This window comes from Candidatus Hydrogenedentota bacterium (assembly GCA_013359265.1).
Lineage (GTDB): Bacteria > Hydrogenedentota > Hydrogenedentia > Hydrogenedentales > SLHB01 > JABWCD01.
Genome location: JABWCD010000004.1, coordinates 240537 through 265224 on the forward strand (window position 1 = coordinate 240537; position 24688 = coordinate 265224).

The 24688-nt window shown below is 59.6% G+C and carries 18 protein-coding genes; 7 read left to right on the top strand and 11 right to left on the bottom strand.

Features of this window, described 5'->3' with window-relative positions; translation table 11 throughout:
* Positions 1-4 precede the first annotated feature (4 nt).
* From HUU46_04825 to HUU46_04835, 3 genes are read left to right on the top strand one after another with little or no spacing between them, the layout of a single operon-like run.
* The gene (locus tag HUU46_04825; protein NUM52947.1) at positions 5-781 is read left to right on the top strand and encodes an NTP transferase domain-containing protein; all 777 of its coding nucleotides are present in this window, start codon (positions 5-7) and stop codon (positions 779-781) included.
* Positions 778-1020, top strand: coding sequence for a MoaD/ThiS family protein (locus HUU46_04830; GenBank protein ID NUM52948.1), 243 nt, complete (start codon positions 778-780; stop codon positions 1018-1020). Before HUU46_04825 ends, HUU46_04830 begins: the two co-directional genes overlap by 4 nt.
* 5 nt (positions 1021-1025) lie before the next feature.
* On the top strand, positions 1026-1445 hold the full coding sequence (locus tag HUU46_04835; protein NUM52949.1) for a molybdenum cofactor biosynthesis protein MoaE: 420 nt from the start codon (positions 1026-1028) through the stop codon (positions 1443-1445).
* On the opposite strand, the gene HUU46_04840 is transcribed toward HUU46_04835, so the two are convergent.
* The 6 genes from HUU46_04840 to HUU46_04865 form a co-directional block, all read right to left on the bottom strand.
* Positions 1442-2386: a DUF1559 domain-containing protein gene (locus tag HUU46_04840; protein ID NUM52950.1), complete on the bottom strand. Its 945-nt coding sequence runs from the start codon at positions 2384-2386 to the stop codon at positions 1442-1444. The two genes, HUU46_04835 and HUU46_04840, sit on opposite strands and share 4 nt — an antisense overlap.
* A 353-nt stretch (positions 2387-2739) precedes the next feature.
* The gene (locus HUU46_04845) at positions 2740-3717 is read right to left on the bottom strand and encodes a DUF1559 domain-containing protein (GenBank protein ID NUM52951.1); all 978 of its coding nucleotides are present in this window, start codon (positions 3715-3717) and stop codon (positions 2740-2742) included.
* Positions 3718-3864: 147 nt separating this feature from the next.
* Positions 3865-4842, bottom strand: coding sequence for a DUF1559 domain-containing protein (locus HUU46_04850; GenBank protein NUM52952.1), 978 nt, complete (start codon positions 4840-4842; stop codon positions 3865-3867).
* Between the two features lie 499 nt (positions 4843-5341).
* Positions 5342-6715, bottom strand: coding sequence for a 30S ribosomal protein S12 methylthiotransferase RimO (gene rimO / locus HUU46_04855; protein ID NUM52953.1), 1374 nt, complete (start codon positions 6713-6715; stop codon positions 5342-5344).
* A gap of 105 nt (positions 6716-6820) precedes the next feature.
* Positions 6821-9127 carry a penicillin-binding protein 1C gene (pbpC, locus tag HUU46_04860; GenBank protein NUM52954.1) on the bottom strand — a complete coding sequence of 769 codons (2307 nt, stop codon included), beginning with the start codon at positions 9125-9127 and terminating at the stop codon, positions 6821-6823.
* Between the two features lie 3 nt (positions 9128-9130).
* Positions 9131-14989, bottom strand: coding sequence for a hypothetical protein (locus tag HUU46_04865; GenBank protein ID NUM52955.1), 5859 nt, complete (start codon positions 14987-14989; stop codon positions 9131-9133).
* Positions 14990-15288: 299 nt separating this feature from the next.
* On the opposite strand from HUU46_04865, the gene HUU46_04870 reads away from it, so the two are divergent.
* On the top strand, positions 15289-15672 hold the full coding sequence (locus tag HUU46_04870) for a DUF2007 domain-containing protein (protein NUM52956.1): 384 nt from the start codon (positions 15289-15291) through the stop codon (positions 15670-15672).
* Here HUU46_04870 and HUU46_04875 read toward each other — a convergent pair whose 3' ends face one another.
* Genes HUU46_04875 through HUU46_04885 form a run of 3 tightly spaced genes read right to left on the bottom strand, consistent with a single transcriptional unit; the run spans position 15673 to position 17677 of the window.
* Complete coding sequence (locus HUU46_04875) at positions 15673-16452, bottom strand: zinc-dependent peptidase (GenBank protein ID NUM52957.1); 780 nt, start codon at positions 16450-16452, stop codon at positions 15673-15675.
* A 12-nt stretch (positions 16453-16464) separates the two neighbouring features.
* Entirely contained in the window at positions 16465-16683 is a 219-nt protein-coding gene (locus tag HUU46_04880) for a DUF2007 domain-containing protein (GenBank protein NUM52958.1), read from the bottom strand.
* A gap of 31 nt (positions 16684-16714) precedes the next feature.
* Positions 16715-17677, bottom strand: coding sequence for an aldo/keto reductase (locus HUU46_04885; protein NUM52959.1), 963 nt, complete (start codon positions 17675-17677; stop codon positions 16715-16717).
* Between the two features lie 207 nt (positions 17678-17884).
* Here HUU46_04885 and HUU46_04890 point away from each other — a divergent pair, with 207 nt between their 5' ends.
* Both HUU46_04890 and HUU46_04895 read left to right on the top strand, forming a co-directional pair.
* Positions 17885-18442 (top strand): hypothetical protein, encoded by a 558-nt coding sequence (locus tag HUU46_04890; protein NUM52960.1) that lies wholly within the window; start codon positions 17885-17887, stop codon positions 18440-18442.
* A gap of 155 nt (positions 18443-18597) precedes the next feature.
* A complete protein-coding gene (locus HUU46_04895; protein ID NUM52961.1) occupies positions 18598-20352 on the top strand; it encodes a hypothetical protein in 1755 nt (584 codons plus the stop codon).
* A gap of 64 nt (positions 20353-20416) precedes the next feature.
* Here the strand turns inward: HUU46_04895 and HUU46_04900 are convergent, their stop codons facing one another.
* On the bottom strand, positions 20417-21643 hold the full coding sequence (locus tag HUU46_04900) for a hypothetical protein (protein ID NUM52962.1): 1227 nt from the start codon (positions 21641-21643) through the stop codon (positions 20417-20419).
* A 327-nt stretch (positions 21644-21970) separates the two neighbouring features.
* Positions 21971-22669, bottom strand: a complete 699-nt coding sequence (locus HUU46_04905; GenBank protein NUM52963.1) for a DUF1080 domain-containing protein — start codon at positions 22667-22669, stop codon at positions 21971-21973.
* Between the two features lie 116 nt (positions 22670-22785).
* Between HUU46_04905 and HUU46_04910 the strand changes: the two genes are divergently transcribed.
* Entirely contained in the window at positions 22786-24111 is a 1326-nt protein-coding gene (locus tag HUU46_04910; GenBank protein ID NUM52964.1) for a Gfo/Idh/MocA family oxidoreductase, read from the top strand.
* Positions 24112-24688: the final 577 nt, after the last annotated feature.

Here is a 24688-nt window from a genome sequence, read left to right on the forward strand (position 1 = left end):
CGACATGGCGAAATTGGTGTGGGTGGACGATGGGGAAGTTCCGAAATACCAAAACGTGCTCGCATACGTCGGGTCCGCTCCGTCGTGCCGAGTGCTTCCCCCTGGCGCGACGTACTTCACCGAAGATCAAACCCTTGCGCTGAAACAGCGGATTGAGTCGTACTTCGACGAGGTCATCGAGTCGATTCCGCTCTACGGCCTCGTGCTCACGGGTGGAAAGAGCACCCGGATGGGGTTGGATAAGGCAGCCCTGGATTATCACGGCCGACCGCAGGTTCGGCACTGCTTCGACCTCCTGAGCGCGTTGTGCGATAAGGTGTTCGTATCGCTACGGTCGGAACAAAGTGGAGAAGCCACATACCGGGATTTTCCGCAGATTCACGATACCTTCCTCGGGTACGGGCCGTTGGGAGGTATTCTCTCTGCCCAGAAGGCGCATCCGCATGCCGCATGGCTGGTGCTTGCGTGCGACCTCCCGGCTGTTACGCCGGACACGCTCGAATATCTCTGCGCCGAACGCAATCCCTTCAAACTTGCTACGGCGTATACGAGCGCAAACGACGGCTTTCCAGAGCCCCTATGCGCCATCTACGAACCCAAAAGCATCTTCCGGCTGATGAGCTTTCTTGCCCTGGGCTACCATTGCCCGCGCAAAGTGCTCATCAATTCCGATACATGGCTGATCAGGTTGCCGGACGTTCATGCGCTGGATAACGCCAACTCGCCGGACGAGCGCGAGGCGCTGCTCGAGTCTATCTCGAAACATGCCGGTACCCCATGAAATCGATCGGAATTCTATACTTCGCAATGCTTCGCGAGCAGCGCGGGCTTGCCGAGGAGCAGGTACAAACCGCAGCCCGCACGCCACGCGACCTTTACGCGGGACTTCAGGCGGCCCACTCCTTCACGCTGGAACCGTCCCGATTACGGGTCATCATCAACGACGAGTTTGCCGATTGGGACGTGCCACTAACCGATGGCGATAGGGTCGTCTTTGTTCCGCCGGTGGCAGGAGGTTAGTCAGGATGTTCGCGTTATCGAGCGAACCGATCGATACATCCCTGTTGCGGCCCCGGTTCGAGAAGTCCCATGCAGGCGCGTTCGCGACGTTCGAAGGGTGGGTTCGCGATCATAATATTGGACGTTCGGTAGTCCGGCTCGAGTACGAGGCCTACGCAAGCGTGGCGGAGAAGGAAGGGAACGCAATAATCGCCGAGGCGCGAAAGACGTTCGCAGTATTGGACGCGCAATGTATCCATCGGATCGGCTCGCTCACGATCGGCGATATGGCCGTGTGGGTGGGGGCTTCAGCGGCCCACCGGGACGCCGCGTTCGATGCGTGCCGGTACATCATCGACGAAGTAAAGGCGCGAGTGCCGATCTGGAAAAAAGAATACTACGCCGACGGCGACTCGGGCTGGGTTAACTGCGACGCGCGTGGTTAAGGGCCCGTGGACCACAGCGTTGCGCTGGCAAACGCGTTGTTGATGGGGAACCTGCCGAGCGCCTCGTACTTCGAGAATTCCACGTGTCCATCCATGTACAGCACGTTTCCGCCTCCCGGCACGTGGTTGTACTCACCCGCCCCGCTTGGGTTGAGGTTTATCTGGTCCCAAAGTACGACGACTTGGCTTTGTCCCTGCGCACTCGACGCGGGGTTGTTAATGTCCGTGATTAGGAAGCGCTCGATGCCTTCACGAATCCGGCGTATGGTGTCGGAACCGTTGTTCCCCGCGCCTGGGGAAACCTCCAAGTCGTGGGTCAACGTGTCCAAGGCATCCAATGCGTTGCCCAAGGGATTCATGGGCTTCGGAGCGCCCAACGCCGATCCCGTGACCAGCGCGATGAATCCTTCGAACACCTGAACCGAGATGTCGAACGAGCCAAAACCGATATCCGGCGCCGTAACAGTTGGATCGTTGCCGTCGCCGCGATCCACGACATATCCGAAGTAGATGTAGCTGGCGTTGGCCTGAGTAGCTAAGCCAGCAAACTGGCAGCCCTCGGCGATGATAGCAAGGTCGGAGTTTGGGTCCGAAGGGCACTGGATGACGCCCCAGTCCGATAGGTACTCCGGGTATACCGCATACGGATCGAATGAAAAGTTGTCCGTGTCAGACGCGCCGCAGTCGATGCCCAGGTCACCCACGGAAAGGCCTGCCAAGGAGAATATGTCAGGGCCTTGTAGGCGTGGGAAGGTCTCTTTGTTCTCGCCCGCGTACATCTTGAAGACAATCCCCATCTGTTTGAGGTTGCTCTGGCAACTGGCGCGCCGGGCGGCCTCGCGCGCACGGGCCAATGCTGGCAGGAGAATCGCCGCGAGGATCGCGATAATCGCGATCACCACCAGCAGCTCGATCAACGTGAAACCCCGCTTCGATACCATCTCATCCTCCTCGGTCGCGCGTTCGCCCGACTACTTTGAGCGTCGGCAATGTGCGTATTCACATTGCCGCAAGGCGCAAGTCTATTGGAGTATAGTGGGGTTTCTTCATTGTGTCAACAAATAAATACACGTTTTACAATTATATCTTGAAAATATTTGTCCTTATATTTCGTTTATACCGATTAATCCGCATACATATTCGCAGTATTCATATAAAAGGGTATTCTGGGTTGGCTGGGTTTACGTCTGACAATCAACGGCGGTAGACATTAGGAAACGGGGGTGGTTCGAAGAATCCACCCCCGTATAGCAACGCTCAAATCGCGCTGGCGCGCGTCTTGTACCGTTCGGAACTAGCCCGCGAACCAGAAGACCGCATTGGCCCAGAATTCATTAATTGGGCCTTTACCGTTACGTTCGTACTTCTTGAACTCGACGTGACCGTCCATGAACAGAATGTTCGAACCGCCCGGCACGTGGTTAAACTCGCCGGAACCGGTCGGGCTGATATTGATGTGGTCCCACATCGTCTCGACTTCGCTTTGCGCCTGTGCTGACCCACCCGGATTATTGATATCCGTGATGAGGAAGCGCTCGACGCCTTCGCGGATGCGCCGCACCTGGTTGCTGTACGCATTACCACGAAGGGCGGTAACCGTGAGGTCATTGTCCTTCTGCGCCAGAATTGTCTGGGCCTGCGCCGGAGTGACCGCAGCGGTCGTGGTGAGCGGAGTCGCGAGGGCAATGATCGCCTCGGCGACCTGAGCCGGTACTTGCGGCGTGCCATTGCCGACGTCAATCGGGGCGGCGATGATCAGATCGTCTCCGTCCCACAGGTCGAAAATGTAACCGGTGTACACATAGCTCTCGTCGTGATTGGAGGCCATACCGGTGTACGCACCGCACAATGCACCCGGGTCCACCGCGTCATCATCATCAGTGTCACCGACAAGCTGGATGTTCACGTCGGGGTCTGACGGACACTTGAGCACGTTCCAGTCCGTCAGGTACTCGGGATATACCGACGGGCCCGACACAGTGACTTCCGGCGTGTCGTCCTCGTCACACGATCCATCGGCCGCTCCGGGGAAGTTGAGGCCGGCCAAGAACCACGGCTCGGTGGCGTGCACCGGCGGGAACTTTTCGCCGGCGCTCTCCCCCGAGTACATCTTGCAGACAATTCCCATCTGTTTCAGGTTATTTTGGCAACTTGCGCGCCGGGCCGCTTCGCGCGCTCGCGCGAGGGCCGGCAGCAGAATCGCCGCGAGAATTGCAATGATGGCGATCACCACCAGCAATTCAATCAGCGTGAAACCGCGTTTCAAGCTCATGAAATTGCTCCTCGAGTTAGACGGGATGCGTATACACCCGCATGCCCGCGATCTTAAGATTTCTCCAAACCAATTCCCTAAACGAAGCGGCCGTGACGTTGTCGCCACGGCCGCTTCTGAACAACGGTCTAGCGCCTGGAACTCCGACTAACCGGCGAACCAGAAGACGGCATTCGCCCAGAATTCGTTGATCGGGCCTTTGCCGGCACGCTCGTACTTCTTGAACTCGACGTGACCGTCCATGAACAGCACGTTCGAGCCGCCCGGCACGTGGTTGAATTCGCCACCGCCGGTCACGTTGATGTTGATGTGATCCCACATCGTTTCGACTTCACTCTGCGCCTGGGCGGAACCACCCGGGTTGTTGATGTCGGTGATGAGGAAGCGCTCGACGCCTTCACGGAAGCGACGGACCTGGTTGCTGTACGCATTGCCACGAAGGGCAGTAACCGTGAGGTCGTTGTCCTTCGTCGCGAGAATTGTCTGCGCCTGCGCAGGCGTAACCGCCGCCTGGGTGGTCAGCGGCACCGCAAGGGCGATGATCGCTTCCGCGACCTGCGCCGGAACTTGCGGGGTGCCGTTGCCGACGTCAATCGGGGCCGTGATGATCAGGTCGTCCGCGTCCCACAGGTCGAAGATATAGCCGGTGTAGACGTAGCTTTCGTCATGGTCCGACGCTATACCCGTGTAAGCGCCGCAGAGCACGCCTGGATCCGGGCTGAAGTCATCGTCGATGTCGCCGACGATACCCATCGTGTTGTCCGGATCCGAGGGACATATCAAGACTTTCCAGTCTGTCAGGTATTCCGGGTACACGGACAGCGCGGCGACAGAGACGTCTGGCTGATCGTCTTCGTCGCACGATCCGTCCGACGCGCCGGGGAAGCTGAGCCCGGCCAAGAACCACGGCTCGGGACCGTGGACCGGCGGGAACTTTTCGCCAGCGCTTTCGCCGGAGTACATCTTGAACACAATACCCATTTGCTTCAGATTGTTTTGGCAACTTGCGCGCCGGGCCGCTTCGCGTGCACGCGCGAGGGCCGGCAGCAGAATCGCCGCGAGAATTGCGATGATGGCAATCACCACCAACAATTCAATCAGGGTGAAACCGCGTTTCGATTTCATTGACTTCTCTCCTCAAGCCACATTTTGTTTACGACACAACACATAAAACCAGGACTCCAGCCCCTCGTCTGCTCAGGCGCAAACGATAAAAGCAATGCGGGCGCGCCGGGGCGCAACGCCACCCCCAAGGAAGCGTTCAACGAATGAATTTCACCTCCCCAAGACCGATCAACCCACCGAGCCCTAATTGTCTTGTCGCGCCACGGTTCGCACAACCCGACTCCTCAGGTATACCGCGACGAGATCGACGCAGCCAGATGCCGAAAGACAGACCACCCAAAACTAACGACCGAGCCCGTAGTTAAAAATAGCCCTATCCTTCCCAAACACGCCTGATGCATCTAGCCAACTACGAACAATATAACCCAGAATTGTTCTCTTGTCCAGTATTCCTGTGAAAAGTCGTTCTGGGGGGATCGGACCCGCGAAAAATACGCTTTCTCGGGAAGACTCGACCCCAGCATCTGGCCCATTGGACGACTAGGCCCTTCGGACGGTTTCAGCGGCTGTCCTGAAAGGACGCGGCGAGGTTTGGGGGGCCGATATCGCAGGTATGGATGTCGTAGGTGTCGGCCCCGATTATCTGGGCCTCGACGATGTCTCCAGGGTGTAGGCAGCGCGACGAATCCACGTAGGCGACGCCGTCGATTTCGGGTGCCTCGGAGGGGGTCCGTCCAACCCACCGGCCGGATTCGGGGTCCCGGGATTCGACAAGGACCCGAACGCGGGAGCCGACGCGGGCCTGGTTCCAGGCGGCGGTAATCTCGACCTGTGTTTCCATCGCCTTTTCCCAACGGCGCTTCTTGGTCGCGCTGCTAATCTGACCGCTCATTCGGCCGGCCGGGGTGTCCTCCTCGAGGGAGTACTGAAACGCGCCCAGCCAGTTAAATCGAAGCTCACGCATGCCCGCAAGCATGTTCTGGTGCGCCTGACGCGTCTCGCCGGGAAACCCTACGATCATGGTCGTGCGCAACGCGATGTGCGGGATACGTGCCCGGATGCGCTCGACGAGCTTGAACGTGTTTACATCCTTCGATGGTCGGTTCATGCGCCGCAGCGTCTCGGGATCGAGGTGCTGGAGCGGGACATCGAGGTATGGGACGATCTTCGGTTCATTGGCCATGAGGTCGAGGAATTCGTCCGTAATACCCATGGGATACACGTACATGCACCGCACCCAAAATTCACCCTCCAACGCGCACAGTGCGCGCAACAAGTCTGGCAAGCGGCACTCCCGGCTCCAGTCGCGCCCGTAGTCGGCAAGGTCTTGCGCAACCAGGATGAACTCCTTGACACCCTCCGAGATGAGCGAGCGCGCTTCGTCGAGCAGGACTTCTACCGGTACGGAGGTGTGACGGCCCTTCATAATGGGAATCGAGCAGAACGTGCAGCCGTGATTGCATCCGTCGGAAATCTTCAGGAAGGAGTAGGGCTTCGAGTCCACCCGCTTGCGGCGCATGAAGTGCTCGATCTCGACACGCGGGGTTTCCCGCACGTTACGAACCGGCGCGGGCCGGCCGTCGAGGATCAGTTCGGTAAGGCGCTCGTATTGGCCAACGCCGACGAGGCCATCGAGGTTTGGCAATTCTTTCAAGAGGTCGTCTGCGTAGCGTTGCGCAAGGCATCCCGTCGCGAAGACGCGCAGTGCATTCTCCTTCTTGCGTTCGGTGAATTCGTACAGCGCTTCGACCGACTGCCGCTTGGCGTCGCCAATGAAACCGCACGTAGTTACGACGACCGCATCGAACGGCAAATCGCCGCCCGCGTCGTCAATGAAATCCACCTCGCAACCCTTGTCCTCGAGCATCCCTGCGAGATACTCGTTGTCCACGGTGTTCTTGTCGCAACCAAGTGTGTAAAGGCCAACGCGCATGGTATGAGGTTTCGAGTCCTGGAGTCAGAGGGGAAAAGTCTACAGATTGGAGGATATTGTGCCGGACGCATCACGTGGAGACAAATCCGCGGACGAGCCGTCAAGCTATTGAGCGTGCGCCGTTCGGAAGGTCTGGGGTGCGTACGGCGCGGCAACAGAAAACGTTACCGTGTCCGTAGCGCCCGACGCCGTCATGCACGCGAGTTGGTGTTCACCGTCGCCGAGATCGAGAAACAGCGGAGTGCCGGGTCCCGAGACCCCAATGTGTTCTCCATCCAGGTACCAGTGGACGGTCGTCGAACCATCCGCGGAGGAGCGCAGCCGTATGCGGTCTGAGTTCGCCTCGCGGGTTAGCACGAACTCCGCATTGTTGGTGGGCGCGAGAATTCGGAAACCTTCTTTACGTGTCGCATCGCCCCGAACGGTCGCTATCGTTGCGTTTACATTCGCCAAATCCCAGCCTTTGGCGGAGGCGGGCCAGCGTTGAACGGCGCCGTCGCCGCTGGGGCTTGGGTAATGCACGTCGCACTTTCGGTTCAAGAACTGAGCGGCGGGCAGGATATCCGTTGATGCGTGCGGGCACCACGGCGCCGCGGGAAGTCCAGTGTCCGCGCAGAGCTTGACGGTGCGCATGGCGTTTCCCGCTTCGGGCCAATCGGACATTGCCTTTCTTGGGAGGGAGCGGAACAATTGCGCGGCAAGCGGCAGCGCCGCGCGTGCGCCCACGAGGTATTTCGATGGCGTGGCATCGTTGTTACCCAGCCAGACGCCCACAACGTAGTGCCGATTGAACACGAAGGCCCATGCGTCGTGGTTACCCGTCGAGGTTCCCGTCTTCCAGCAGATGCGCGGTACGTATCCTCGCGCGCGGACGATGTCGCGCTGAAACTCGTTGGGAAGTTCCTGATCAAGCATGCCGTAGACCGAGAGGCAGGCGCCCTCGGAAATAACGCGGACCGGCGTAGGGGATGCGCCGGCAACGTCCTGCAACGGACGGTATTCGCCCAGGTTGGCGATCGTGCAGTATGCGGCGGCGAGTTCGTCGAGCCGAATCTCGCAGTTGCCCAGCGTGAGACCCAGCCCGTAATAGTCCGCCGGTTTCACCAGCGTCGTTATCCCGGCATTCTGCAGAAAGCGGTGCAGGTCGTCGTACCCAAGCCGATCAAGAACATTTACGGCGGGCACATTGAGTGAGCGCCGGAGCGCGTAACTGGCCGACACCAACCCGCGGTACTTACCGTCGTAGTTCTCGGGGTTGTACAGTCCGTAATCGAGCGAGTCGTCCAACAACATTTCCGTGGAGTAGAGGACGTTCCGTTCGATTCCGAGCGCGTACGTGAACGGTTTCAGTGCCGAGCCCGGCGAACGCGGCGCGCGGCAGGCGTCGACCTGGCCGCCGCCGGGCGTACCGAAGAAGTCAGCGGAACCGACGCGCGCCAAGATTTGCGCGGTCTCGGCGTCCACCACGATCGCGGCGGCGTTGCTCACGTCGTTATCAAATTGTTTGAGGTATTCCGTTACTTCGTTTTCCATGCGTTCCTGCAACGCATAAACCAGCGTCGTTTGTGTGGACATGATCGGTTTGGCGGATGACGCAATACGCATGGCAAGGTGGGGGGCAAGCTGCGGGAATTCGTTCCACGCCGCGGTCAGCGCGTCGCCCTTCGCCCGCACGCAATCGTCGTCCGATATGAAACCTTCGGCTGCCATGCGGTCAAGCACGTAGCCACGGCGCGCCTTCGCCGCGTCAGGATGCTTTAATGGCATGAGTCCAACCGGCGACTTGGGCAGCGCCGCTAACGTCGCCGCTTCCGATAGGGTCAGTTCGCTTGCCGGCTTCCCAAAGTAGCGGCGCGCGGCCGCTTCGCACCCGACAAGGTTGAGTCCATACGGCGCGCTGTTCAGATACGCGTCGAGGATCGCATCCTTATCCGCGTTGCGTTCGAGACGAAGCGATTGCCACGCTTGCGCGAGCTTTCCGAATACGGTCCGGTCCGAATCGTCCGCCAGCTTGACGACCTGCATTGTGATCGTCGAAGCGCCGGAATGGATGCGCGCGCGAAACACGTTCTGAAGGATCGCACGGGCAATCGCGAACGCATCGACACCGGGATGTTCCCAATAGCGTTGGTCTTCGACCGCAACCGTCGCTTGGACAATATACGGACTGATTTCGTCGAGCGCGCGGGGAAACCGCCATTGTTGTTCGTCGTTCAGGAAGGCGTAGAGTAATTTGCCGTCGCGGTCAAGCATCTGCGGCGATGCGCCGGCGTTCAAATAGCGGTTTGTATCCATGGGCCAGAGCAGGCCTGTGACCAACGCAACGCCGGCGGCGCACGCGCCGGCGATGAACCAGCGCCTGCGCCGCCAAGCGGCAACTGCGATGCGGACTATCTGGCCGGAAGCATGCATGAATTACTGCGCAACCACATCGATTTCGCCCGGTACGCCGCGCCCGCGGACCGATGCGTCGTACATGCCTTCGCCCGTCACGGCCGGATATTGGTAATGGCCCGGCGTGACCGCACGAACTATGTAGTAGAGGTTGTGTTTGCCCGTGTCGATCGAGTCGAACGCAGCAACAAGCCGGTCGTCGCGCACTTCAAGGTATGTTGGCGTAATTCGGTTCTTGAACGCGTCCGACGGAATCGCGTCGGCGTCGAGCCGCGGATTCTGAATCTCGAACCCGGCGGGGATGAGATCGGCGATAACGACGTTTTTCGCGGGGCGATCGCAATTCAGTTCGATGCCGATAACGAAACTGTCCGCCTGCCCGAACGACGTCCCGGCATGCGGCTCGCCCTTTTCGTTGTAGACTGTGCGAGTCAGGGCGATGCCTTGGCTGATTGGCGTGGTGTCCGGCTGCTCCGGCACGCCGCGCGTCGTCGCGCTGACGTAGATCGCCGTCCGGCCTGAATTGGTGATGACGAACTGCCCGCCAGGTCCGTTGTGTTCGCCCGAGAAAGACTCTTTGCCTTTGATCTCGCTCTTGCCTTTCGGTCCCTCGATCGTCGCCTTGGCCGTATCGACGTTCTGCGCGATCTCGCTGAGATACGTGATCAGCGATGCGCAGATGAACGCTGTCTCCTGTGTCGTGCCGTAGCGGTTGGCCGTGATATATGCCGTGAGCTTGCCGGCCAACTCGGACATCTGCTTCGCGTCTCCTTTCATCTGCTGCAACGCGAGCAGCTCGACGGCGTCGTTCCGGATTTCCGAGTTCAGCGTGCCGTCCGGTTCGGTCACGACGTAGGGGACCGACGGCGTGTTGGACATGTACAGGCTCACCCGGTCGGGATTCTCACCGTTGATCGCCAGCGCCGCCGCGAGCATGAACCGCGCCGAGCGCGGGAGCTTCACCGAATCAAAGCGCTGTATTTGCTTCAGCGCCTCGTTGTCGCCACCGAGCGCGAGGACGTACACCGCATACGCGCGTTTGTAAAGCGACGACTCGGAACTGTCGGACCAGTCGCGCGATATTTTTCGCACGTAGTTCTGAAGGTCCTCCATGTTCTTCTCCTGCAACGCGATTTGACGGTCGTTCTTCACCAACGTGAGGAAGTGCAGCGCATACACGGAACCGTAGTCGTAAGGCGATTCCGCGCCGGGCCAGAACCCGAGACCGCCGGAATCCGTCTGCATCGAAAACAATCGATTGATGCCGGACTGGATGAATCCGTCGAGGTTTTCACCCTTGTCCAGTTGCATGGCGGCGAGTTCCGAATTCTGTTTAAGCAAATACATGGGGAACAGACGAGAGGTGGTCTGCTCTACGCAGCCGTAGGGGTAGGAGACCACGTGCTTCAGCGCGTCGAACACGCGCAGCACCGGGTTTGCACCCGCGACGATCGAGACCTCCGTACGCTTGTCCTCGAGGAACTTTGAGTTCTTCACAGTCGTGGATTCGCCGGGATTCAGCACGATCAATTGGTGGTCCGACTGGAATACCGCCGGCGCGCGCACGGGAATCGGGGCGCGTTGTTCGAGCTTCTCGGCGTCCGCGCCCGACGCGTCACGGAACGTCACGAACCATTGAATCGCCGCCTGGCCTACGGCCTGCGCCGCGACAAAGTCCACGAGGGCATGCGCCTCGCCTTTCGCCGGGACGTCGACTTCCTGCGACCCGGAGTTCACCTCGATAGTGCCTTCGACTGTCCAACTCACAATTGCCTTCGCGGGCGAATCGGTGTTGTTATGCAGCGTGGCACGGCAGGTCGCCTTATCGCCCGGCAACAGGAAACGGGGCATGCTCGTACGTAACGTATACGGACGCCGTACGTAAACAAATCCAGTCTGCGCACCGGTCGCCCGTGGAGACGCGGCAATGGCGACGAGCCGCAATTGGCCGCTGTACTCTGGTACTTTCATGTTGACGGTCGCTTGTCCGTTTGCGTCTGTTTGCACGACGCCAGACCACAGCGAAACCGGTTTGATCCAGTTCTCGTCAATCGCTGCGGCGCGTTTCGCCAACAGCGCTTCAAGGTCGCCGCCGATCCGGGTCTTGTCGAAATCGTACGCGACCTTGTCGTAGTAGTGCGTGCGGCGGTAGTCCGGCCGGCGCACGCGCGACAGATACGAAAGCGGATCGGGGCTTTCGTAACCGGTAATGGCGTGAATGCCTTCGTCGACAGCGGCGAGTGTGAGTTCGACCGACTGCGGCGCGCCCGTAGCGTCGCGCGTTTCTACAACGAACTGCGCGTCGGACAGCGGACGAATCTCTTCCGGCAATCCCGGGAAGGACACCGCGATGCTGCGCGCGGGGTCTTCGATTTTCACGGGAGCAAGCGCGAGACTGGAGAACGGATAGACCTGATCTTGCCCTTCCTTAATCGCGTGGACGACAGTCGCTTCAATCCAGATGTTCGGATACTGATCGGTGGATACGGGGAATGACGCGTTGCCAACGCCGTTGACGATGTCCACCACTTGCGCCTGCTGTAGTTCCTGTCCTTGCAGGACAACAAATGATTTGCCGTCGAACGGCGCTTCAATGCGCACCGTGGCCTGTTCGCCCACGACATACTTCGGCTTGTCGAGGGTGAGCTTGATGAGGCTTGGCCGCGCGGCATTCACGAGATGGGGCTGCCCGCCGTAGGAGTAAAACGACAGGGTACTGAATTGCGGCGTCTTGTCCGAGTGCACGCGCACGCGGAAATAACCGTAGCCCTTCACGTCAAAGGTAGTCGCGCCCGCGCCGTTATTCAGAGCGACGTCACGCGTCTCCATCGGCTCGAAGGATTCGGACCAGTTGGGTTCGTGGTAGTCGTAGTATCGGCGTACGTAGTAGTTCCAGACCTGTTTTTCCAGCGTGACCTTCACGCTCGAAAGTGCAGCGGGCGTCTCGTCGGGGTTAATCGCCGCAACGTTGACCAACACACCCTGTCCGCTATCCGCTGGAGCGAGGCCAACACCTAACGAAATGGGAGCGGGCAGCACGGTGATCTCTTTCGTGTCCGCGACGGCGCGCCCTCCAAGTTCGTAGACACGCCCGATGATGAGCGCGCTGAGCGGATAGGTCACATCAGGCGGCGCGGCGTAGGAGAACGGAAACTCGGCGTTGCCCGCTCCATCCGTCTGCACTTCGTCCGTGGTAACTGTCTCGCTCTTGTAGGGCGTGTCGTTTCCGAACGTGTAGGTCTTCCACTGCTCGGGACGGTACGCCGCGGGGCGCAGGACGATCTTCGCGTCGGCCCTGCGATCGGCCGCTGCCGCGCCGAAAAGGTGCTGCGCGTTCAACTTTATGGCGTACTTCTCGCCGGATAGCCAGACCGCTTCCGCAACGGTTAGTGCGGCCTTCATCGTATTAGGGACGAACTCCTCCAACTTGAAGGAATAAGTCCCAATCGGCTTCTTTGACCCCGGGACGTTGAGGTTCACGGTGTACTCGCCGGTGGGGTATTCCTTTTCGGTCGTCAAATCGAGGCCGCCCGTCCCCGCCGCGGACAGCGTTGTTGGACCGCTAGTGAGTTCCTCGCCGTTCGGATTGTCGATCGAGTACGTTAACGGAACGTTCGCGAGCGCGTCGCCGTAATTGCTGCGTACAAGCCAGCGCAGGTAGACGGGTTCGCCCGGCCGGTACAGTTCGCGGTCGGCGTATAAGAATGCGTCATACGCCTTTCGGTCGAACTTTGGCATGTCTGGCGAAATCTCGCGCGTGTCGTCATTGCGGGGTTCAAGATGGAGGAAGGTCGCATCATCGCCGGCCTCCACGACCACAACGCTCGGCAGTCCAAGGCGTGTCTCAAAGGGACCCAGCTTCGCGACGCCGCGTTCGTCGGTGCTTCCCGTCGCCAAGACCTGGTTTTTGGCAGACCAGATGGTGACCTTCGCCGCGGCTTTCGGTTCGAGTGTGTAAAGGTCGTGAGCGAAAACGAGCAGCTCGTTGTCGAGCCAGTGCGCGAGCAGGCCGATATTCGTGAACAGGATAAGCTTGGTAGCGGACGGGTACTCGCTTTCGGGCGAGGCGGAGTCCTCGTCCGCGGCGCCGCCTTCTTCGTCGTAGTACTCCTCGTCCTCGCCTTCAGAGGTTTTGTCGTATGCCGCAAGGCAAAAGACGCCCCGTTTGCCTTCCGGGATGGTTGTGTCGAGCGTTAGCGGGGTACTGACAAGGCGGTCCGCCTGAAGCTTCACGTCCAGGTCCTGATCCGTGATGTATTCGCTCCAGGCGCGCAGAAACTGGGTCCACGGTTCTCCGTTCTCCATGTCACCTACCGCCACCGCGATGTTGGATGGGAACATGCGAAAGAGACGGAGCTTCACCTTCGAGGCGTTGCGGGTTTCAAGCGGCAGGCCGATGCCGTCGCGGCGGGGGAAGTAGTACTTGCCTTTTTGTCCGAAACCGATGTATCGAGGGACCGTGTCGGCAGTCACTGAGTACTCGACGTCATCGGCGGTCTTGGCGCCGGCGCCAATGGTCATCCCCTTGGAAAAGTTGAGGCGGTAGCTCTTTCCCGAATCCCAATCGCCGAATATCTTCGCGCGGCGCGCGTTGTAACCAAGTTCGACCCGCACGTTCTCGACCTTCGGCTCGATCTTCAGGTGTTCCTTCATGCTGACTACGTTGATGGGTATGTTGAAACCGAGGCTCAGCGCAAGGCCGTCGCGGTCGGCGTAGTCCCAATAATCATCGGCAATCGACAATTCCCGGTCGACTTGAAGCGCCCGCGCCGGCAACGTCTTGGTGAAGGTCTCGCGAAGGGTGGCGTGCTCCAAACCTTCGAGGCCCGGCGAAATTTCGAGCGTGATGTCTGAGCGGGTCTCATCTGTGATGCTCACTCGCACATCGGGCTCAGTCGTTTGGCCGTCTGACACAATCTCGAAACTGATCGGCGCCCCGGCCTCGTCCTTAATCGAAAGATGCTCTTTGAGCGTCTCCGCGTCGATGGCCTTCGAGAATCGGAATCGAACCCGCGGGGCCTCCCCGTCCGGTTCGAGGAGCTTGGCGGATGTCACCAGCAAGTCAGCAAAGGACGGGTACTCCGCGATAAACTCGTTGGCAAGCTGGAACGCGCCGGTGGAATCCGTCAGACCAGTACCCACGGTTATGTGGACCGGGAGCTTGATTCCAGTCGGGATGACAAGGCGAAGGATATCCGGTTGGCTGCCGGGTTCGACAGTCACTGCGACTGGCGCTCCGTCCGCATCGGTCACGGTCATGTTCTGTTGGAGGGCCTCGGGAGCGACGGACGTGGGGAAGAGCACCCCTATCACCTCGCGTTCGGCGGACTGTTCGAGCTGCCAGATTCGGCGCACTTCGAACGTGAATGGGGCAAAGTTTAAAGTGCGCGCTTCTGTTCCAAGCGTATTTCCTGTTGTTGATTTAATGTCATCGTTCAAGGTAAGGGTCAGCGGGGCCGTCGGCGAGAATTTGTCCGACGCGATGTCTATGTAATTGCGCCCAATCGTATACGTCCCTACGAACGGAGGGTCCATCGTGAATGGCGGCGTAGCTTCCGGCTTGTCTTGGCCCTCCACCTTGATGTCCTGGTCGAAGAAGACTGTGATCCGACCTTTCAATGCGTCGCCCGGCAAAGGCACGGTTCCAACTACCGACAACGGTCTTATGTCCTCCACCGGTTCCGCCTCGGTCGGCTCGGCATCCGGGGAGGGGGCGTCGCCTTCCTGGGTGGCCGGAAGCGCCGCGGACTCGCTCGGCGGCGTTTGGTCCGACGGAGAGCCGCACCCCTGAACGAAGGTTTGCGCGACCGCGAGCAAGGCTATTAGCGTCGCTGCGAGAACACGGGACGGGAGCAGGCGGGAGGCGGAAGCGGACGTCATGGCGAGACACCTTGGTACTGCCGCGGAGTAGCAGTGATGGTTGGACGGGTTCGTTCGGGCGAGGCCCCATCTCCCCCGCAGAGCGAGGGGCCGTTAACGATTCAAATTATACCAAGTCCGCGAGGCAATTCGAGGACAATCGATCTATCATCGGCGCGCTCGGAAAAGTTGCATAAGCTCTTACGCGGCATACGACGCATACTACCGCGGAACTTCGCCGGCGTTGCACGCCAATGAACACGGAAATGGGTTACCATGTCCTCCAGACGCGGCGAGTGCCGGTCCGGAGGAGGTGCGAAATGTTTTGTCCAGGCTGCGGAGCTGAATTTGACCCGGGGGTGACGATGTGCGGGGAGTGCCAGGTTGAGTTGGTCGAAGAGCAGCCCGACATGGAACCGCATTTCCAGGATTCCGTCTGTGTGTTTGAAACCGATGACAAAGGGGAAATCGCCCTTGCCGAGTCGCTATTGCAGGGTGCAGACATCCCCTATGTCGTGCAGAACGCCATGGGACAAAACATACTTGGCTTGTATTCGCGCGCGAGCATGATGGCGTTCATCGAAGTGAAACCGGAGCACGCCGAGGCGGCGGCGGAACTATTGGCCGACTTGAACGAAGGCGTCGACAGCGATGTGCTGGACGAGGTCTACGAGGATGACGACGAAGACGGAGAAACTTCGTAGTCAGACCTTCGGCAGTAACGCCGCCGGGTCTTGCCGGTAATACTCGCGCAATACCCCGTACACGTCCGCGTGTTTTCGCTGCAGCGTGTGCGGACGCATAAAAAATGTCTCGGTGAGCACCGCGAAGAATTCCGCGGGATGCGTCGCGCCGTATTCGTCGATGAACGTCAACCGGTTGCGCTCGATGTCTTTCCACAACGCTTCGTATGCGCCACCCATAACCCGCACCCAGTCGTCGTAGGCCTCGTCGTCATCGAGATCGGGCACTCCGTTGGTGATGCCATCTTCGAGGTCGAGTTGGTGGGCGAATTCGTGCAACGCCACATTCTGTGTGCTGCCTTGGCCCTTTGCCGATTGCATAATGGGCTTCCACGCGAGCACGATCGCCCCGGTATCCCACGACTCCCCAATGCGAACGTCTTCATCGTCCATTACGTCCATATCGTCCCCAAACTCCACGAATTCCTGTCGCGCAACGAACGCGTCGGGATACACCAGAATTGACGAAAGGCGCGGGTAGTACGCCGCGTCGCGATGCAACAGCAGTATCGACGCATAGCCGGCGATGGTGACCTTTACTTCGTCCGTAATTGTGAGGCCGCCGCAGCCTTCGAAGTTCTTCTCCCCAATCAAGACATGGATGTGCCCGCGCAATTCCGCTTGATCCTCGGGCGGCAAGAAGCCGTAGTACGGCACATTGTCACGCAGCGCCGCTTCCCACGCCTCCGGAAACGCGCGCGCCCTTACCTTCTCCCGGCGGCGCGCCTTACTCCAGAACATTTCTCACCAAGCTTACCCCTCGATCTCGTCGAGAACTCTTCGCGCCTTCTCCGCCTGATCGTGCGGCACGCGGACCCGCACACCTTGGGTCGCGACGATTCCGCCATCGTTGGATAACGCAGCCAAGTCATCGGTAAGAATTGCCTGAATTCCCTCCGATTCAAGACGTCCCCGGACGAGCTCAGCGAGCATCAAGTCCATGTAGGTTCCTATCGTGACCGTAGCGTTCATGAGGTAGACTCCATTGCTCAAGCGACGAACTCTAATCCAACTCATCCCGCTCCAAATCCAGCCATTCCGACTCCGATAGCGTAAGTTCGATATCCAACGCCTTGGTGAGTTGCTCGAACTCGCGCGGATGATAGGCCGCGACAAGTGGGTAGAGTTCGAGGGGATGGTGCAGCACCCACGAGAGGGCCAACTGCGGGACGCTGACGCGCTTCAGCCGCGCGAGTTCCTGCAAGCGATCCAACCGTTTGAAGTTTGCTTCGCACGCGTAGCACCGGTGATACATCTGCCCTTCGTGCTGGCGCGCATTCTGCCGTGTCAGCTTGCCCGACAGGAACCCGCTTGCGAGCGACGACCACGTGAAGAGCGGCATTTCATTCTCCTCGTACCAAGCGCGATCGGATTCGCCCTGGGGACCGCTGATGCTGACGCAGTTGTCCCATGGTTCATCGATCATTTCCGCAAGACTGAACTGCGGGCTGCTCGCGACAAACGGCGTGAGGCCGTGCGTCTGCGCATAGAGGTTCGCTTCCAGAATCCGGCGCGTCGTCCAGTTCGACGCGCCGATCGCGTGAATCTTGTCCGCGTCCATCAATTCGTTCAGCGCTTCCATGATCGGGCCGACGGGCTGCGACGGGTCGTCGCGGTGGAGCATATACAGATCGATATGATCGACTTTCATGCGCGCGAGCGAATCGTGCAGGTGCGAGGCGATATCGTAAGGTGTGACGCATTTTCGGTCCGCGTTGTGATGACACCCCTTTCCGATAATCACCACTTTGTCGCGATTGCCCCGTAGTGCAAGCCACCGCCCGAACGAACGCTCGCCTTCGCCGCCGGCATATTCGTGCGCCGTGTCAAACGTGTTGCAGCCCAACTCGAGCACCGCGTCCAATAGTGCGTGCGACTGCGCCTCGTTCTCCCCCGGCAGCATCACGGTGCCCTGTACCAGCGTGCTGATTGGCTTCTCGACTCCGCGCACGCGGCCATACCGCATGGCCGCGTTGTCCTTGAACAACACTCGCTTCAGTTTCCAGCCGAGATAGGGCATGCCCGCATTCTACGCAACCCCAGGCGCAGAACTGTAGCGGTCCGGGCCTGGAAATCCGCTCCTGGCTGCTACTTGTATACGATCCTGTGCTATTATGGTTTATTCCATCGCGCGTCCAGCTCGATCGAACCGGGTTCTGCAAGGGAGAGAAAAATGTGGCGTACCGTTCTTGGCGTTCTCGCCGCCTCGATTGCGATTTACCTGTGGGGATTCCTGTATTGGGGCGCGGTTGGCGTCCAAACCTGGGTCTGGAAGAATCCGGTGGACGGGGCTGCGGCACAGCGGGCGCTGTCGGAAATATTCCCGGAGGAAGGGACCTATTACGTGCCGTCGCCCGGCCAGCCGGATTGGGAAAAACACATGTCCACCGGCCCATTGGCATTTGTACATATGATTGATCGGGACGGCCGCCCGATCGTCGACCCGAGTATCATGCTGAAGGGATTTATCCTCTATTTGGTGACCGTTGCTGTGTTAGCGCTCATGATGCGGGCGGCGTTACCGGCGCTGCCCACCTACGGGTCGCGCGTGTATTTCGTGGCGCTGGCGGGATTGGTCTCGATGTTGCTGGTGGACATAGGCGAGCACGTCTGGTGGGTGCTGCCGTTTCGCTGGAAACTGGTCCAGGGCGTCTACAATTTCGGCGCATGGTTACTTGCCGGAGCGGTCCTGGCCTTTTTCGTCAGACCGGAAGCAACCCCGCCATCCTGACCCGGGTCTTCGCAGAACCAATCTCCCTGACGGTGCCCGTGATTCTGCGGGGCACGCGTTCGGTGCGCGCTTTTGTTGAACCACAATAGTCATCGCGCTAGTCTTGCGGCACTTGCCGTGACTCCGCGCAGCGGAGAAGGGGAGCCGCTTACCAAATGCTGCCAACGTGGAGGAATTTGCTTTGGGCCGTCGTTTGGGCTCTCCCCGCGGTGTGGATCGCATTGCTCGTGCACCGCTATGGCGTAAACGTTCCGCACCTCGATCAATGGAACGGTCTGGCCCCTTTGTTCGCAAAAGCAGACGAAGGAACTTTGGGTTTTGCGGACTTCGCGGCGCAGCACAACGAGCATCGTTTGCTGGTCCCGCGGCTCCTCATGTTTGCCCTGGCGCGGTTGACGCATTGGAACATACTCGCCGAACTCTGGGTCGTCTGGTTATTGGGCTGGCTGTGTCTGGCTAGCCTCATTCGACTTGCGGGATCGACTGGTTTTCGCGCGTCCGCAAATCCATGGCCGCTTCTCGGCGCAAGCGCCCTGGTGTTCTCGCCAATGAGTTGGGAGAACTGGCTATGGGGCTTCCAAATTGGTTTTCTCCTTCCCGTCGTTTGTTTCTTCGCGATCGCGTGGGTCGCGTCGTCGATGCGGCATCCATGGAACTTCCTTGTGACGATGGCGCTGTGTCTCGTGTGCACGTTTTCCATTGGCAGCGGCTTTACATACTGGATACTTGCGTTTCCCATGTTTCTGTTTCCCGGCGCCGCGGCTCGCTGGAAAGCCCGCAAGCGGTGGATGCTCGCCTACCTGCTCGCATTCGCATCGAGCACCGCAAGTTACTTCGTTGGCTATACGAAGCCCGAACTCCACCCCAGCCCACTGTTCGTTCTTGGCCATCCCGTTGCGGGCTTACGCTCTTTTCTCGCCGTTCTCGGCGCTCCGTTTGCCCACGGTACTGCGCTGGAACCGTTTTCCGTTGCGGAAATTGTGGGGGGAGTTTTCGTCATTCTTTTGATCGGCGCCCTGTTCACAATTTTGCGCCGCCGCAGCGACCAAGAGCTGCTCGCGCGTGCGCTTCCCTGGATCACGCTTGCCGGTTTTGCGTGCTTGAATGCGACCGCGATCACCGTCGGGCGTCTCGGACTTGGAGCAGTCGCGTGCGCGATGCCGTCGCGCTATACCCCTTTCAGCACCGCGTTGCCCATTGCCCTGCTATTCCTCCTGCCCTTGATCGTGCGTCACGGGCGGGACGACGCCAAGTCTTCGGGCAATGTGGATCGCGTCAGCACTGCGCTGACGTGTGTCGCGTCGGCAATCGCGTTGCTCCATGTCCTCGGGGCCATATCCGTCGTCGGCCAGTGGCGGGACATTCAGCACTCTCGACTGCACGAAAAATCAATCGTCGCGTTATCGCATATTGTCGACGATCCCGCGCTTCTCGCGTCTCACGTTCATCCGTTCCCCGAGCCGCTCAGACCGTTGATTGGGACCCTTGACCGGCTCGGGTATTTGACCCCGGGTCTGGTTCACACGGACAACGCCAACGATCTCGCCGATCCAAATGCCCCGGGTCCGGCGCACCACGGCGCCATCGAACAGTCCGGCAGACTTGCGAACGGACGTTTCCTGATTGCGGGATGGGCGGTCTTGCCCGGCAAAGAGCGTCCAGCCGACGCGGTCCTGCTCACATACGACGATAGCAACGGCGTGGCGCGGATTTTCTCCGTCGCGGTTCCTCAAGAATACAGACCCGACATAGCGTCTGGCCTCAACGTACCTGCGTACGTGAATTGCGGTTGGATGAAGCAACTCGATACGTCGGCGCTTCCGCAAGGTATGCGCCACGTTCGTGCGTGGGCGTTCGACGTCGAGCGTATGCGCGCCTACCCCGTGGAAGGTGCGGCGACGGCGAATTGAGCGTTGCTGTCAGCCACTCCCCAATAAGTATCCCCCCGCGAAGCCGGGGGACCGCCCCGGGACGTCAGTGTGACGTGCTGGCTGCGGCGAGGCTCGTCCGTGTAATCCCCTTCTCCCGCAAATACACCCAGGGATTGCCGTCGCGCTTACGGAACTCTCGCTTCATGAGTTCCAGCGCCCTTTCGCTGTCTGGAGTCTTGGCGCCGAGGTCCGCCAACGCGAGCCGCGCGGCGTATATCGCGAGCGTGTCGCGGTCAGACTTCGGCCTGCGCGATTCTGACTTCATGAAGTGGGTCAGCTTCGTGATGAGCTGCACATTTGCGGATGGCGAACCTTTCACCATGATGTAGTAAGGGCTGCGCTTCTCGAAGTTGGCGAGAGAAAGGCCGTGCACGTTTTCCAGTTTTCCGGGAGCGAGCCACACGTGCTCGGCATCGTCGGCGACATGGTAGTACCAGTTCGGATCGATTTCGATCCCGCCATCCTCGTAGGGGCCTTGCGCGAAGATCAAGTCGAGTTCGTAGGAATACGGCAGACGAAATCCCTGGCCCTCGCACGCGCGTACAGCGGCATCGCGCGGGACGCCGCGGTAGATGCTATGCCCGGGCAATGCGGGCCGGACCTCGAGATGGGCGAGGGGATTCTCCGGCTCGGGGAAGCGGTTCTTCTCGAAGTAGTCGAACAATTGAAACGCAATGCCCTCCGCAGCTTCGGGCACAGTCCCTTCCGCAGTGAAGCTGATCAGGCTGCCGGTGCCGATAAACACAAAGTCCATCGACACACGGACGGTATAGCCATCCACGTTTGACCACGTGCCGGAGGCAACCATGTCGACGCCAATGGGAGCGCTTGACGCGTCTTCTGATTTTGCGTTCTTGGGAACAAATGTGCCATCGAACATGACGATCCGCTGTGGGTTGCCGGTCCGCTCGTAGTGCGAAAGCAGTGCGGTCCGGAATTCGGCCGCGAAGCTGGCCTCGATGCCCCGTTCCGCACGCGCGATCGTTTCGTTGTAGTGGCGATCGAGCGCGAGCAGAACGACCGCGGCGTCAATGGGTTTTGCGCCGAGTTCCTGCAGCGCGGCGATCTCCTGTACGAACATGCGGCGGAACGCGGTCCGCGTCGCACCCAGTTCGCCGAAGCGCGTGTAGTCTACGCCCCGGTCAAGATAAAACTGATGCCACAACGTAATGCGCTCGCGTGCTTCCCCCGCACCGTCGTTCGTGCCGGCGAACGCGGGAAGAGCGAACACATTGAGGGCAAGAACGCACAACGCACGCTTCACGCTCACCGCAGCTTCTCCTCTGGTCGAGCGCCAACTCGATACCCGGGCGTCAGCGCCAAAGCCAATTCGCCTGATTGGCTTCGGCAACGCCGGATCACCACGCGAAAAATGTCCCGCCTGCCTTGATCAGGCTGAGACAATGCACCGGCGGTTCACAGGCAAGAAATGTTCCGGCAGTACCGTTTGTCGGCTAAGCTAAACTGCAGCAAACTGTTAAGGGAGACTAGCGCGGTTGGCCGATACCGGCGATCATCGGCCAACCGCATAGGAAAGTTGTCAGGGCTGCTACACCTTTTCGCCTGTGGTTCCCGCAAGCCGTAGCCATCCTGACCGCTATTTCGCGGGAATCTCCTTGATGTAGATATTCCGGAACCACAGCGTATTTCCGTGGTTCTGTAGCTCGATCTGGCCGGTGGGATAGATGGGCTTCGAGCGGTCCCAGTAATTCTCGAGCACGACATTGTCAACCACGAGCTTGTCGTTCAGCCAGACCGAGACTTTGTCGCCAAGCATCTTGATGCGGAACGTGTTCCATTCGCCGATAGGATTGTCGGCAAGCACGAGCGGCTTGGACGGCCCCTTCTCGTTGTTGTACAGGCCGCCGGAGCCAACATTGTTCTTCTTCGGGTCCCAGATTTGCACCTGCGGGCTGCCGCGGAGGTAAATGCCGCTGTCGCCTTCGTCCTTAATCTTCCAATCGACCAGCAGTTCGAAATCCGCGTAGTCCTTCACCGTGCACAGGCTGTCGCCTTTACCGTCGAATTCGAGTGCGCCGTCAACGACTTTCCAGTGCTCGCGCATCCGCTCGTCGGCCTTGGCCTGCGCCGCGGCGAGCTCTTCCTTCGTCATCTTCGCGCGCTTTTCGGGGTCTGCGACAAGTCCCTTCCAGCCGGTGAGGTCTTTGCCGTTGAACAGGGCCGTGAAGCCTTCGGGTGGATTTGGCGCGGTGGGAGCGTCGGCGGCTAGAGCCATTGGGTAGAACATCGTGAACGAGAGCAGAAATACAGAGATGACGAGTCGATTTCTAAGCATGGATAGGTTCCTCTAATTGAATGGAAGAGACAGTATAGCGCAAAGTGGTCGGGTAAGATGTATCGCTCGGAACGGGTGTTGATGATATTGAAAGAATCGTGGGGGAGGGGACAGTCATGAATCGACTCAGCAGGCGCGACTTTGTGTCGCGGGGCGCGGCGGGTATTGCCATTACCGCCTTGCATCAACCGGCGAAAGCCGGAGAATCAACGGACAAACTCAACATCGCCGTCGTCGGGGTCGGAGGAATGGGCGCCTCAAACCTGCGAAACGTCGCGCGCGAGAACATCGTCGCGTTGTGCGACGTGGACGACGAGTACGCGGCGAAAGTGTATGCGGCGTTTCCGCAGGCGGCGAAGTACAAAGACTATCGCGAAATGCTCGCGAAGAGCGACATCGACGGCGTTGTCATCGCGACCCCGGACCACACGCACGCCGTGATTGCCGCGGCGTGCATGCGCGCGAAGAAACACGTCTATTGCCAGAAACCGCTAACGCACAACGTGTACGAAGCGCGCCGCCTGGCGGAGATTGCCCGGGAAACCGGCGTCGTCACGCAGATGGGGATTCAAGGCCACTCCGGCGAAGGTATTCGCCAAATCAAAGAGTGGATTCAAGCTGGAGCGATCGGCGAAGTGAGCGAAGTGGACGCGTGGTGTAGCCTGACGTATTACCCGTGGGGTCACGCGGCGTGGAGTTCACCAGTCGGCGTGCGTCCAACGGAGACGCCGCCAGTCCCGGGGACCTTGAACTGGGACCTGTGGCTGGGTCCCGCGCCGGAGCGGCCCTACCACCGGTGCTACCACCCGCGCACGTGGCGCAGCTTCCTCGATTTTGGCAGCGGCATGATGGGCGACCGCGGGGCGCACACCTTCGATCCGATTTTCTATGCGCTCGATCTGGGGCATCCGGCTTCGATTGACGGGAACTACACCGACTGGAACGGCGAAGTACATCCTGTCGCGTGCCTGGTCCAGTACGAATTCCCCGCACGGGGGACGATGCCTCCGGTGACATTGACCTGGTACGACGGGCTGCGGCCTCCCCGGCCCGCTGGCCTTTTGCCCGAGGACCGGTTGGGCGACCCCGAGGGCGGCGCACTGTTCAAAGGTTCCGAGGGGATGATCACGTGCAACGTGTACGGCAACGAACCGCGCCTGTTGCCCGCGTCTCGCATGAAGGAGTTCAAGCCGCCCGAGCCGACAATACCGCGCGTCGAGTGCTCGCACGAGCAAGACTGGCTTAACGCGATTAGGACCAACACGCGCGCCGGCGCGGACTTCGCCTACTCCGGTCCGCTGACGGAAGTCTGCCAACTCGGCAACATCGCCAAGCGCATGAACGCGCGCATCGAATGGGACCCGGCAAAAATGGAGTTCCCGAACATGCCCGATGCAAATCAGTATGTGACGCGTCAATATCGGAATGGATGGACTCTCTAGCCAGATTCCGTCAAATACGTTGCGCGGCGGAGCCGGATTGAAGCGGAGCTTTCATTGGTATACTTTGAAATCGTTGGTGCCATCAGGGAGATTGAGTCAATTGCTCAGGGCGCAGGTGTGCGCAAGCGAGCAATACTGAACGAGCAGTACGGCGGTACGCGATGGCGCAAGATGAAAGGGATTGCACGAGTAAAGCGCTCGCGGGGCGATATTCGGGGGCTGAACTTCACTGGTATGAATCCCACGGAACTGGCATGAAGCAATCCAAGATCAAGCGTTTCGTGGATTAAAGACATGAAAAAGTTCTCACAAAGATTTTTGGTCTGTGTAGAAAATGCGGATTGCGATGACCTGCCTCGAGGTAAGATATACGCGGCGGTGCCGGACAAGAGCGCCGCAAGGTCAGACCTGATACGGGTCGTTGACGAATCCGGCGAAGACCATTTGTATCCGCCCCGATACTTCATTGCGATTTCGCTTCCACTGGAAGTCCGGCGCGCTCTGGCCAAGACCAAGAAAAAGTTTGTTGCATAACGCGAATGTGCGTGCTTCGCCGCGCCGCCTAATCGAGGGGTTA

Coding starts and splice junctions, on each gene's coding strand:
- HUU46_04890 (NUM52960.1), top strand. CDS start 17,885: ATGTGGCGTACCGTTCTTGGCGTTCTCGCCGCCTCGATTGCGATTTAC.
- rimO (NUM52953.1), bottom strand. CDS start 6,715: ATGCGCGTTGGCCTTTACACACTTGGTTGCGACAAGAACACCGTGGAC.
- HUU46_04870 (NUM52956.1), top strand. CDS start 15,289: ATGTTTTGTCCAGGCTGCGGAGCTGAATTTGACCCGGGGGTGACGATG.
- HUU46_04830 (NUM52948.1), top strand. CDS start 778: ATGAAATCGATCGGAATTCTATACTTCGCAATGCTTCGCGAGCAGCGC.
- HUU46_04875 (NUM52957.1), bottom strand. CDS start 16,452: ATGTTCTGGAGTAAGGCGCGCCGCCGGGAGAAGGTAAGGGCGCGCGCG.
- HUU46_04840 (NUM52950.1), bottom strand. CDS start 2,386: ATGGTATCGAAGCGGGGTTTCACGTTGATCGAGCTGCTGGTGGTGATC.
- HUU46_04895 (NUM52961.1), top strand. CDS start 18,598: ATGCTGCCAACGTGGAGGAATTTGCTTTGGGCCGTCGTTTGGGCTCTC.
- HUU46_04835 (NUM52949.1), top strand. CDS start 1,026: ATGTTCGCGTTATCGAGCGAACCGATCGATACATCCCTGTTGCGGCCC.
- HUU46_04905 (NUM52963.1), bottom strand. CDS start 22,669: ATGCTTAGAAATCGACTCGTCATCTCTGTATTTCTGCTCTCGTTCACG.
- HUU46_04845 (NUM52951.1), bottom strand. CDS start 3,717: ATGAGCTTGAAACGCGGTTTCACGCTGATTGAATTGCTGGTGGTGATC.
- HUU46_04880 (NUM52958.1), bottom strand. CDS start 16,683: ATGAACGCTACGGTCACGATAGGAACCTACATGGACTTGATGCTCGCT.
- pbpC (NUM52954.1), bottom strand. CDS start 9,127: ATGCATGCTTCCGGCCAGATAGTCCGCATCGCAGTTGCCGCTTGGCGG.
- HUU46_04885 (NUM52959.1), bottom strand. CDS start 17,677: ATGCGGTATGGCCGCGTGCGCGGAGTCGAGAAGCCAATCAGCACGCTG.
- HUU46_04850 (NUM52952.1), bottom strand. CDS start 4,842: ATGAAATCGAAACGCGGTTTCACCCTGATTGAATTGTTGGTGGTGATT.
- HUU46_04825 (NUM52947.1), top strand. CDS start 5: ATGGCGAAATTGGTGTGGGTGGACGATGGGGAAGTTCCGAAATACCAA.
- HUU46_04910 (NUM52964.1), top strand. CDS start 22,786: ATGAATCGACTCAGCAGGCGCGACTTTGTGTCGCGGGGCGCGGCGGGT.
- HUU46_04865 (NUM52955.1), bottom strand. CDS start 14,989: ATGACGTCCGCTTCCGCCTCCCGCCTGCTCCCGTCCCGTGTTCTCGCA.